Source organism: Aliidiomarina indica (assembly GCF_015354615.1).
GTDB lineage: Bacteria > Pseudomonadota > Gammaproteobacteria > Enterobacterales > Alteromonadaceae > Aliidiomarina > Aliidiomarina indica.
The window spans coordinates 1-10,243 of record NZ_JACAVQ010000013.1 but is presented as its reverse complement, the minus strand read 5'-3'; the positions used below and the strand labels follow the sequence as shown (position 1 = coordinate 10,243).

Annotated in this window: 11 protein-coding genes; 7 read left to right on the top strand and 4 right to left on the bottom strand. The window is 48.3% G+C overall.

Annotated features, from left to right (window positions below; translation table 11 throughout):
* The first annotated feature begins 89 nt into the window (after nt 1-89).
* Nucleotides 90-494 (top strand): acyl-CoA thioesterase, encoded by a 405-nt coding sequence (locus tag HXZ99_RS12030; protein ID WP_194757541.1) that lies wholly within the window; start codon nt 90-92, stop codon nt 492-494.
* A gap of 20 nt (nt 495-514) precedes the next feature.
* Nucleotides 515-832: a hypothetical protein gene (locus HXZ99_RS12025; RefSeq protein WP_194757540.1), complete on the top strand. Its 318-nt coding sequence runs from the start codon at nt 515-517 to the stop codon at nt 830-832.
* Between the two features lie 67 nt (nt 833-899).
* Here HXZ99_RS12025 and HXZ99_RS12020 read toward each other — a convergent pair whose 3' ends face one another.
* Nucleotides 900-2,429, bottom strand: a complete 1,530-nt coding sequence (locus HXZ99_RS12020; protein ID WP_194757539.1) for a M17 family metallopeptidase — start codon at nt 2,427-2,429, stop codon at nt 900-902.
* Nucleotides 2,430-2,455: 26 nt separating this feature from the next.
* Complete coding sequence (gene cysS / locus HXZ99_RS12015) at nt 2,456-3,841, bottom strand: cysteine--tRNA ligase (protein WP_194757538.1); 1,386 nt, start codon at nt 3,839-3,841, stop codon at nt 2,456-2,458.
* Between the two features lie 73 nt (nt 3,842-3,914).
* On the opposite strand from cysS, the gene HXZ99_RS12010 reads away from it, so the two are divergent.
* The 3 genes from HXZ99_RS12010 (at nt 3,915) to HXZ99_RS12000 (ending at nt 6,014) form a co-directional block, all read left to right on the top strand.
* On the top strand, nt 3,915-4,685 hold the full coding sequence (locus tag HXZ99_RS12010; RefSeq protein ID WP_194757537.1) for an LOG family protein: 771 nt from the start codon (nt 3,915-3,917) through the stop codon (nt 4,683-4,685).
* A 69-nt stretch (nt 4,686-4,754) separates the two neighbouring features.
* Nucleotides 4,755-5,252 (top strand): peptidylprolyl isomerase, encoded by a 498-nt coding sequence (locus HXZ99_RS12005; RefSeq protein WP_194757536.1) that lies wholly within the window; start codon nt 4,755-4,757, stop codon nt 5,250-5,252.
* Nucleotides 5,253-5,255: 3 nt separating this feature from the next.
* A complete protein-coding gene (locus tag HXZ99_RS12000) occupies nt 5,256-6,014 on the top strand; it encodes a UDP-2,3-diacylglucosamine diphosphatase (RefSeq protein ID WP_194757535.1) in 759 nt (252 codons plus the stop codon).
* Here HXZ99_RS12000 and miaE read toward each other — a convergent pair.
* The gene (miaE, locus tag HXZ99_RS11995) at nt 5,985-6,794 is read right to left on the bottom strand and encodes a tRNA isopentenyl-2-thiomethyl-A-37 hydroxylase MiaE (RefSeq protein WP_194757534.1); all 810 of its coding nucleotides are present in this window, start codon (nt 6,792-6,794) and stop codon (nt 5,985-5,987) included. The genes HXZ99_RS12000 and miaE overlap by 30 nt on opposite strands.
* Before the next feature lie 151 nt (nt 6,795-6,945).
* Between miaE and HXZ99_RS11990 the strand changes: the two genes are divergently transcribed.
* Together HXZ99_RS11990 and HXZ99_RS11985 are read left to right on the top strand one after the other, a co-directional pair.
* Nucleotides 6,946-7,545, top strand: coding sequence for a Yip1 family protein (locus HXZ99_RS11990; RefSeq protein WP_194757533.1), 600 nt, complete (start codon nt 6,946-6,948; stop codon nt 7,543-7,545).
* Between the two features lie 153 nt (nt 7,546-7,698).
* Nucleotides 7,699-9,042, top strand: a complete 1,344-nt coding sequence (locus HXZ99_RS11985; protein WP_194757532.1) for a dicarboxylate/amino acid:cation symporter — start codon at nt 7,699-7,701, stop codon at nt 9,040-9,042.
* Between the two features lie 106 nt (nt 9,043-9,148).
* Here the strand turns inward: HXZ99_RS11985 and sohB are convergent, their stop codons facing one another.
* A complete protein-coding gene (gene sohB, locus HXZ99_RS11980) occupies nt 9,149-10,156 on the bottom strand; it encodes a protease SohB (protein WP_194757542.1) in 1,008 nt (335 codons plus the stop codon).
* Nucleotides 10,157-10,243 lie beyond the last annotated feature (87 nt).

Here is a 10,243-nt window from a genome sequence, read left to right as displayed (position 1 = left end):
GGCGACTGAAGGGCTTTTTCTTTAGTAAGAACAAGTTAACTGCAAAATTTTCGTTATACTAAAGGGAGTTTTATCATCAAGGAGTGCGTATGCGATTTCTATCTCGACGGCTAGTCATGCCCAATGACTTAAACTTTGCGGGTTCTCTGTTTGGCGGGCGAATTCTCGAATGGATTGATGAAGAAGCCTATATTTTTGCCAGCTGCCAACTCGATCAAAAAAGTTTAGTTACTAAACACATTGGCGAAATTACGTTCGAAGCCTCTGCGTTTCAAGGGGATGTCGTTGAATTCGGGTTAGAAACGAAGAACGTTGGACGAACGTCACTGACCGTGACCTGCGTGGTTCGTAACAAAGGCACTAAACAAAATATCTGCGTTGCTGACGATATTGTATTTGTTCATATCGATGGTGAATCGAGAGTTCCGCAACCCCATGGTAAAACCAAAGAGCAGCTTGATGAATTGCGCATAGAGCCACCAAGCTATTCATAACCTTATTTAGGAGCACCAGTATGTTCCATAAATTAAATACTTGTATGTACCAACCGTTACGTCAGAGCAAAGGTTTTTCGTTCTTTGCAACGGTCACCACGTTGTGTGCGTTCATTTTTGTGCTTAGCGCCTGCAGCGATCCGAAAGTTAACCGAACCAACTTTAATCATATTGATATCGGCATGCGCTACGCTGAAGTGCAGCATATGCTCGGCACTCCCACGTGGTGTGACGATTATGACCGTCCTAAAGAGTGCCGTTGGGGCACTGAAGACAAGCATATCTATGTGGTTTTTGTGGCCCGCCGTGTGGTCGACAAACAAAGCCGAGGCCTGTAACAAAAATGCCAGTCAAAGCCTGACTGGCATTTTTTACTGAGTGAAACATTCATTCGTTCATTCTAAATCAACGAAGGTAGTGGCCCGCTAATGCCAAAATTGGCGTTGCTGTAGGTTTTCCATGCTGCCAATCGCCGTTTTCTACGCCACTTCCGGCAATATCAACATGAACATAAGGGATAGGTGTAGCGCTTGATAACTGATGCTCCCCTAATCCCGATACCTCAGCCAAAAACGCCATTGGGAACTGGTGACCGCGCTTAGTGGTTGCCGATGGACCGTTGTTCGATGAAAGCAAATCGTCGGCTTTCGTCCGTCCGCGCACAAAATCGAAATCTTCACGCCGACTCACCGACAGTTCTGCCGGGTCGCCCCATAATTCACCCGCCTCGAGTAACGCATCCACTTGTCCACTGCGAGCAGCGGTTTTGTTCGGAACAAACGCAGTGTAAGGGCCCTTCGCCAGGGCCGCATGTCCGGTTAACGTAGCGACGGTATATAGCATGGGATGCTTTTCAGACGGCGCTTGCTCAACCATACGTGCCAAGCAGTCGGCCATAATCAAGCGCCCTTCTGCATCGGTATTACCAATGCGTACTCGCTTGCCAGAGCGACCGGTAATAATCTCGTCGGCAACAAAGGCTGTTTCACCAATGTTGTTGCGTACCGCTGCTAACTCAGCGACCACTTTAATGCCTTTCGGTTGAATTTCAGCAACCGCTTTTACAAAGCCGGCAACACCTGCGGCGCCACCTTTGTCACGGCTCATACCCGCCATATGCCCGCCAACCTTTAAGTCGGCGCCACCGGTATCATAGGTAATGCCTTTTCCTACTAACATTAACGTTTGCTCGATCGGACCTTCCGGAACGTATTCAAGTCGAATGACACAGGGACGTTGCGAGGTTGCAAATGAGGCGCGGGCCACCGCGGCGAGCAACGGGTACTCCACTTCTAACTCGGGCTGATCATCCACCACGGAAACTTTCACCGAGGTTCCCGCAAAGGCCTGCTGGCAATACTCAGCAAAGCGCAGAGGTGACATTCGCTGCGGTTCCGTACCACACAAATCGCGGGCTACACGACGGCCAGATTCAACCGCATAAAGCCAGGCTTCGTCAGCTTGGCCAACGAGGCCCACCTGTTGAATCACTTCCAACGCTTCACCAAAGTGTTCGCGCGCTTCTAAAGGCTCATATAAGCCCTGAGCAAAACCAAAATAGGTGGCAGCCACCGCTTGTGAATAAAGCTCAGTATTGGGTACATGCACTGGCATCAGAACGGGACGCTTTGCCCCCGCCGATACCGCAATATCCGCAGCCTTGCGTGCGGCATCGTAGAAACGGCGGACATCATCGTAATCCCGATCAAGCGGACCCGTAGGTGCCAAAATTAGACGCTCTGCGGGCACTCCAGCACACGCGAGTACACCGCCGCTGGCCAATAAGCCTGCATGAACGCGAACACCCTCCGCAATTGCTGAATCAATGCCATCGGCCACCTCTGCAAACTGAGGACCGACTAGAATTAACGCATCAAAATCCTGCGTTGCGAGTTCATCAATTGTTGCTACAACTTGGACCTGTGGAGTCGCCATACAGCATCCTCTTTTTATAGTATGAATTAAGCTTTACGCCAGAGAGTTCCCTCTGGACTATCTTCTAAAACAATACCCAGCGCCTGCAACTCATCACGAGCCGCATCAGCTCGCGCCCAGTCTTTATCAGCGCGAGCGGCGTTTCGCTCCGCGATTAGCGCTTCAATACGCGCTACGTCCACGTCGCCAGCAGCATCTCCTTGTAGAAAATCCTCAGGCCGTTGCTGCAAAATACCGAGCACTTTTCCGTAAGCGATTAACAATCCTGCGAGTTCAGCTGCTGAATCGCTTTTTTCTTGCCGCGCTTTATTTAAATCACGGGCGATATCGAAAAGAACGGCCATAGCGTCTGGCACGTTGAAATCGTCATTTAGCGCGGTGCGAAAACGCGATTCATAGGGCGCGCTCAAATCTGCCGATGGCTCACTCGCGTTGGTCCCCCTTAATGCCGTATACAAACGCTCAAGAGCGCTATGGGCTTGGTCAAGGTGGCTTTCCGAGTAATTGAGCTGGCTCCGATAGTGACCTGACAACAGGAAGAAACGTACCGTCTCTGCGGTATACGACTTCAGCACGTCACGAATGGTGAAAAAATTCCCAAGCGATTTCGACATTTTCTCTTGGTTTACCTGCACCATTCCCGTGTGCATCCAATAATTTACATACGGGGTATCGTGTGCACAGCATGATTGTGCAATTTCATTTTCATGATGGGGAAACATTAAGTCAGAACCACCACCGTGAATATCGAAATGCTTGCCTAAGTGCTTACCATTCATGGCTGAACATTCAATATGCCATCCCGGACGTCCCGGTCCCCAAGGTGAATCCCAACTTGGCTCACCTGCTTTCGCCCGCTTCCACAAAACGAAATCAAGAGGATCTGTTTTGCCCTGATCGACAGTAACCCGCGCTCCCGCCTGCAATTGCTCGAGATTTTGCCCACTTAACTGACCATATTCAGGGAAGCTAGAAACATCAAAAAGCACATCCCCAGACTCAGCCACATAGGCGTTTTTCTTCGCCAACAAGGTTTCGACTAATTCAATAATCTCATCCATATGCGTGGTTACCCGCGGTTCAATGTCAGGTTCAACCAAGTTGAGGGCGGCAAAATCTTCATGCATATAACCTAAAAAACGCTCGGTTACTGCATCAATATCTTCATTGTTTTCGTGCGCGCGCTTGATAATTTTATCGTCAACGTCTGTAACGTTGCGTACAAAAGTAACGTCATAGCCCAGATATCGGAGATAACGCACGACAACGTCGAAGGCGACATAGGTACGCGCATGACCGATGTGGCACAAATCATAAATCGTGACACCACAAACGTAGAGTTTCACTTTCCCAGCTTCCAGTGGCTTAAATTCTTCTTTTTGCTGTGTCAACGAATTGTATAACCTGAGCATGATGGTGCGGTCTCTGTTAGGATCAATAAGAAAGGCAGTATACTAGCATTTTACGCAGTGGCGAGGAACTCACATGGCGAAATCAACACCTGATTTTAATCAAGCGGATATGCACATTGTTGATGAGTTGGATCAGCTCGTAAAAGGTCAAGCTGAGCACTTGTCTAAGGAATGGCTCGCCGCTGAAACCACCTTCAACGGCGAGCAGGTGAAACACACCATCTCTATATTTGGCAGCGCCCGCATCCCTTCGCCCGATCAGTGTGGAAGCAACGACCCTTGTCGTGACATGGCTAAGTATTATCAAGAAGCGCGCGAACTCTCCGCTCGCATTGGTGAATATATTGAAGACAACAATATGCACCGAACCCGATTAATTACGGGAGGCGGCCCCGGCATTATGGAAGCAGCGAGCCGCGGCGCTTTTGATGCGGGTCATCATAGTATTGGTTTAAACATTGTGATTCCCAAAGAGCAGCGCCTAAACCCTTTTATCGCTGCCAAACATAGTATTGAATTTCAATATTTTGCATTGCGTAAAATGCACTTTTTAAAGCGTGCTCGCGCATTGATTGTGTTTCCAGGAGGCTTTGGTACTCTCGATGAGCTTTTTGAAACACTCACCCTCATTCAAACCAATAAAATGCCGCGCATTCCCATTTTTGTGTACGGCAAAGCATTCTGGGATCGCTTGCTAAATGTTCAACATCTCGCCGATACCGGCCTTATCGATCATAAAGATTTAGCCCTGTACCACATGGTTGATTCTGTCGAAGAAGCCTGGGAGTGGCTTGGTCCCATCCTGGCCGATTTGAACGCGGAGTACGGCACTGAATCGCCGTAAAACATACCTTTTCTAGGTATATTTCGCTAAGATAGCGACCTAAACTAATAGGCAATTAAAGGACACATCATGAACGTTGTACTGAAAACCAATTTTGGTGAGATTGAGCTGGCTCTATTTGCCGACAAAGCACCGGCTACTGTCGAGAACTTTGTAAGTTACGTGAAAGACGGCTTCTATGACAACACCATTTTTCACCGTGTGATCGACGGATTTATGATTCAAGGTGGCGGCTTTGAGCCAGGTATGGAGCAAAAGAAAGTTAAGGCGCCGATAAAAAACGAAGCCAATAATGGGGTTGAGAATAAACGAGGCACTATTGCTATGGCGCGTACACAAGATCCTCACTCGGCAACAGCGCAATTTTTTATTAATGTGCGCGACAACGCGAGTCTGAATTTCACCGGTGAGAACCTCCATGGTTGGGGCTACTGTGCATTCGGTGAAGTGGTAAGGGGGATGGATGTTGTCGATGCAATTCGCGTCGTGAACACGGGTCGTTCAGGCTTTCATCAAGATGTTCCGGTCGACGACGTTGTCATCGAGTCTGCAACGGTTGTTGAATAACCCGTGACCACCACCTTTATTTCAGATCTTCATCTTAGTGCCGACAGACCGGATATTACCGGTCTGTTTGTGCAGTTCTTGCGCACGGAAGCACGCTCATGCGAAGCCTTGTATATCCTTGGTGACCTGTTTGAATATTGGATTGGTGATGACGACAACACCCCTTTTCACCGCGAGGTGAAAGGCGAGCTTAGGGCACTTACTGACGCGGGCATTCCCTGCTTTTTTATCCACGGAAATCGCGATTTTTTGGTGGGTGAGACATTTGCTAAGGAAACCGGGGTTACACTACTCCCCGAACCCACGGTCATCGACCTTTATGGCATTCCCACGGTACTTTTGCATGGGGATACCCTCTGCACCAAGGATGTTGGTTACCAACGTTTCCGCAAAGTAATACGTCACCCTTGGTTGCTTGCATGTACGGCCTGGATGCCTTTGTCATGGCGTCGAAAAATTGCCACTTACCTGCGCGACAATAGCGCTGGTAATGGTTCAGACTCAGCAACTGAAAGTAAACCTAACAAGCCCCTCAGTGACGAACAACTGGCAAAATATGACGCCACCGATACTGCCGTTGAGGCGTTAATGCAGGAAACCGACACAATTCAAATGATTCACGGACACACCCACCGTCCGGGCATTCACACCCATGCCACCGGCACGCGAATTGTCCTTGGCGATTGGTATGAGCAAGGCAGCATTCTCGATGTAACGGGAACCGGAGCGCATCTACGCAGTGAGCCCTTGCTTACTCGCTAACGCGGCTGACTCGGGCACACCACTGTGAAACCGCAACTCTGAATCTACTGATTCAATCAGATCTTGCTCAAGCGCTAGAAAGAAATCCACCCGTTCCGCAATAGGCGAGCCCGCCACCTCTTCAGCCAGCGCTAGGTAGTCTTGATAATGACGAGCCTCCGAACGAAGTAAAGAGATATAGAAGCGAGCTAAATCATCATCAACATTCGGCGCTAAAGCGGCAAATCGTTCACAAGAGCGGGCTTCAATAATGGCGCCAATAATTAATTTATCCACCAAGCCTTCTTGTTCTTTCCCGCGAATATGGCGCAGCATGCCTGCGGCATACCGTGACGCTGTTACCGGAACGAGTTCGAAGCCGCGCTGTTCAATAATCTCGAACACTTGATCGAAATGATGCAATTCTTCCTTCATTAACAGCACCATACGATCCACTAAACGCTCCTGCCAGGGTAAAACATCCTCCAATCGAATGCGGGGAACTTGCTTATTTTTTGCTCCTTGGTCAACTGGATGCTGTTTTCGATATAGTCGGTCCTCATAGGGGCGAAGCCAATCCAAAACCTGCTGCCCCATCGCATCATTAAGTGCATATCTGCGCAGCAGTAAACCCGCGCTTTGCGCAGCTTTTAATTCACAGTGCAAATGGTCTATTAATACCAACGGAAGCTGTTCTGGCTGGCTTGCGTGTTGAATCCAGGCCGCAGGCGTAGGACAACGCAAGAAGCCGTAAATAGGCGCGAGGAGATCGTGATACTGATTTGTTAGTTGCACAGGCATAATTTCTTAACGACTTTATAACAAAATAATCTGAGCAGAAATTGCTCAGAACCTTTCATTCTTGATTTCACGCCGAATTCCGACTCTATAATGAGCATACAACCCATGTGGGTTTGATGACATTCGGAGCTGCGGCTTCAAGGAGTAATACATGATACTAAATCATATCTGGGGGCTCTACGCTCATCCGGTAGAAGAATGGAAAACAATTGATCAACGACATGAAAGTTTACGCTTTTCTCTGTCACATATTTTGATCGTTGGGTTAATCCCCTGTATTGCCGCCTATTTCGCATCAGCCCATATCGGCTGGAGTATTGGCGCGCGCGAAAGTATCTATATGACCCACACCAGCGCCGTGGCAATGGCCGTTGCCATGTACATAGGCTTAATTGGTGGTGTCCTTGCTCTTTCTTACTTAATTCACTGGATGGCAAAAACATTTGGTGCTGCACCGTCGTATACGCAATCACTCGAATTGGCGGCGTACACGTCGACACCTGTGCTCATGGCCGGTTTAAGCGCACTCTACCCTGAATTGTGGTTTGTCGCTATGGTGTTCTTAGCGGGTGTCGCCTACTCGGTTTACTTACTGTACGCGGGTGTACCGATTCTTATGCATATTCCAGAAGAACAAGGTTTCATGTATTCAAGCTCCGTCGTTACTGCCGGCTTAATCCTTATGGTCAGCTTAATGGCAGCAACCGTCATTGCCTGGACAAACGGGTTTATTCCCACGTTTGTAAGTTAGCTAATAAGCAGTTCGCAGACGTAAAAATAACAACAGAAAAGAGGAGCCTAGCTCCTCTTTTTTATGCTCTCTAGCACGTCGGACTATGGCAATCGCCGTTCGTCTGATAGGCTAGCGCTCTTACGATCATAATAATTATCAGGGTAATACAAAATGGCTGATAAAAAGTTAGGCCTCACGGGAAAAATTGTTATCGGCATGTTCGCCGGTATTCTCGTAGGTATTTTAATCAACTTATGGTTCTCTGCCGAAACCGCTCCCTTATTTTACTCCGTATTTGTTGACGGTCTTCTTAGAATTGTCGGTGAGTTCTTTATCACCTCACTGATGATGTTGGTGGTGCCACTGGTGTTTGTGTCCCTTATCGTTGGGACCTGCCAACTGAGTGACCCATCCAAACTAGGCCGATTGGGCGGCAAGGCATTAGTACTTTATCTTGTTACAACCTGTATTGCGATTGCCATTGCACTGACCGTCGCCAGTATTGTTAAGCCGGGCAGTAACGCCGCGTTTGCCGATGCGATGGAAGGCAATGTATCCGTTGCCGAAGCGCCCAGCTTTGTGGATGTCGTGATTGACATGGTACCGCGCAATCCGATTAACGCGATGGCCGAAGGCAACATGCTCCAGATCATCGTATTTGCATTGCTTTTTGGTATTGCCATGGCTCTTACTGGAAAAGCTGGCGATCGGTTAAAAGGCTTCTTTGAAGACGTCAATGAAGTCATTATGAAGTTAGTCATGATCCTCATGAAGGTAGCACCTTACGGGGTCTTTGCATTACTCGCGCGCACCTTTGCAAATCTCGGATTTGGCGACTTGCTCGGGGATTTATTAAAGTACTTCCTCACGGTTCTGTGCCTGTTGTTAGTACACGGTTTTATTATCTATCCAACGATTCTCAAACTGCTAACGGGCTTGAATCCAGTGTTGTTCGTGCGCAAGATGTTCAGCAACCAAATTTTTGCGTTTAGTATTTCTAGCTCCAACGCATCGATACCCGTTACCTTGCGTACCACCACAAAACGACTCGGAGTTAACAACAGCGTCGCGTCGTTTACAGTGCCTTTGGGCGCCACCATAAACATGGATGGCACGGCCATTATGCAAGGTGTGGCTACCGTCTTTATTGCACAGCTTTACGGGGTGGATCTGAGTTTCACTGATTATCTGATGGTGATTTTAACCGCTACCTTGGCCTCCATCGGCACGGCAGGTGTTCCAGGTGTCGGTCTGATTATGCTTGCGATGGTATTGCAACAGGTTGGCTTACCTATCGACGCCATTGCCCTGATTATGGGTATCGACCGCCTCCTCGACATGACCCGCACTGCGGTAAACATTACCGGTGATGCGATGGTCACGACAGTGATTGGTAAATCGGAAGGTCAATTCGATGAAGACGTATATAACGATCCTACGGCTGGCAATGAAGCGAGCAATGGGAAGGGGGGTCCGTCGCCATCTGCAACGCCCCATCAGAATGCAGACCCCTAGCAAAAGCATAAGCCTGTGAGATAGCGCGCTTATTGCGTCGTAGAATAGAAAAGGGCTCGCCATGTGGCGAGCCCTTTTTACTTGGTCATATGATGTCGGTGCGAACTTAAAAGCGCCAAAAGCGCGTTCGTTGAACCCAATCGAGCACTAAACGATCAATCGTGGATTGAGCAGCATGGGTTAGTTTATCCGTAAGCTTTGTTTTCGGTTTGTAGGTTACTTTGAGTACATCCCGATTTTTCGCCGCCTCTAGGAGTAAATCATCGCTGGTTGCGATGTCATCAATTAAGCCCATCTCTTTTGCTCGGGTACCGAACCAAATTTCGCCGGTAGCAACCCGCTCAATATCTAACTGTGGACGCCCTTCCTTCACAAAAGATTTAAACAGATCATGGATGTCTTCAATGTCTTCTTTAAATTTCTCACGGCCTTTCTCAGTATTCTCACCAAACACTGTAAGGGTGCGCTTGTATTCACCCGCTGTAATTTGCTCAAAATCGATATTGTTCTTTTTAAGCAAGCGATGAAAGTTGGGCAACTGCGCTAACACTCCTATTGAACCGACCACCGCAAAGGGTGCGGCAACAATCTTGTTGGCTAAACACGCCATCATATAGCCACCGCTCGCAGCCACTTTATCAACGGCCACTGTTAGAGGAATCTCCGCGTCTCGAATACGCTTGAGTTGAGCTGCTGCTAATCCATAGCCGTGTACCACGCCTCCAGGGCTCTCTAAGCGGACAACGACCTCATCCTTAGTCTTATCAGCAACAGCCAGAATTGCGCTCACCTCGCGTCGTAGAGAGTCCACTTCACGGGCATCTAAAGATCCCTTAAAGTCGATCACAAATGTGTGCTGCTCAAATGGATCCGGCTGCTTGGCTTTTTTATCTTTCTTTTTCGCCAGTTTGCGCGCCTTGCCGGTAAGCAAATGTAGCCGCATTTGCTTTTGCACCGAGCGAAAGGAATCGCTGAGATTATCAATGTGTAATTCACCATCGCCATCTTTTTGGCGCTGCGCAGCGTTAATAATAACGCTTAAAATAAGAATGATAGCAGCAACGATAGTAATGGTTTTAATCAAAAATATGCCGTAATCGGTGAAGATTTCGATCATGGATGTCTCCTAAGTAAGCGCTGATACACATAGGGTATATCAGGAGAAAGCGTAAAGGCGCCATAAAGAAAAAGGCCAGCGAAA